General features: G+C 58.4%; 1 protein-coding gene. It reads left to right on the top strand.

Going from position 1 to position 1,239, the window contains the following annotated elements; all coding sequences use genetic code 11:
• On the top strand, window positions 1-1,239 hold a 1,239-nt coding region (locus PMN64_RS42845), incomplete at both ends, for a hypothetical protein (RefSeq protein ID WP_411785117.1).

Raw genomic sequence — 1,239 nt, 5'->3', positions numbered from 1 at the left:
ATACAGAATTTGTCGAATGCGCAGGATTTTGCAAACGGAGCCGCGTTAGCGGCACTCTCAATCCTTGATCCGCACGCCGCAATAGATCGCCTCGCCGAGGTAGATGAGACCGAGCGATACATGACCCGGAATGAGTGGCTCCCAGCGCTCCTACGTGTACAGCCGGAGCTGACGCTCAAACGTATTCGCAGCTTGGCCGAATCCGAACCCAACGGCCGCCGCCTGATAGAACTTCTCTTTGCAGATCGATCCGATCAAATGGACGAGGCGACGCTGCGGTATCTGGTTGGCACGCTTAAGGCAGAGCTGCGGCGGCGACTAGACGAAGCGGTTATCGAACAGCCGCACTGGCTATCTCACTCATTCGAACTGCTTGGCGGACTTACTCGCCTTGATCTTCTGGCAATCCTCGAGGATGAGGCCGGAGGTGAGCTTGAGCGGATGATTGTTACCATCGCATGCAGCCGCCTGCGCACGAACAGCGACTATCGCGACAGCATTCTGGAGGGCGCTCGTCGCGTTCTGATCCTGATGGGTGGCGAGGGCATCACAACTTTGATCATGCGAGAGCTCGAGTCTGAACATTTCTGGGTCCGACACGGCGGGCTCAATTGGGCGTTCGTTCGCCATGATCCTGGCATTGTCGAACGCCTCGCTGCGATTGCGCTTAGACCGATGCCTCAGGACGGCAATGGAGGCCTCACGTCTGACACAAGGCGGGAATTCTACGAGGCTACGTTTGCGCTCGCCGCCCTGGGGGCTGATGCTGCTCTTGTTGAGACGATCCAGGCCGGCGGCGGAAGTGCAGTTTCGATTTACCTCGCTGAACTTCGGGCACACCGGGGTTCCATTTCAAAGTCGTTCACCGAACGGGCGATGAAAGTAGTGCGAGACAGTTCGCCAACAGAAGATGTCGTGCTGCCCGCGCTAACGATCGCATGGCTCAGCGAGGATACTGACTTTGTTCAGCCTGTCCGCGCTGTGCTGGCCCGCGCTAACCCGGAAACTCGCATTGCCGCATATGCCTGCTTTGCGCTTCAGGCGCTTGGCGACAAGTCCGAAGAATTTACCGAGCTGGCTCAAGGCCTGCTCCTCAGCCAGAGGAACGTGGCGTGCGGCTTAGACGCTTTGATTGGCTTAGGCGAGCGTGGGCTCGCGTTAGTGGGGCACTGGCTGCGGAACCGAAATGCGGCTAAACGCACTGACAGAGACGATGTAGCCATCCGCGCTCTCTACGGC

It is taken from the genome of Bradyrhizobium sp. UFLA01-814, from assembly GCF_046718885.1.
Lineage (GTDB): Bacteria > Pseudomonadota > Alphaproteobacteria > Rhizobiales > Xanthobacteraceae > Bradyrhizobium > Bradyrhizobium elkanii.
The sequence above is the reverse complement of the archived record's forward strand: the minus strand, read 5'-3'. Positions and strand labels throughout refer to the sequence as shown.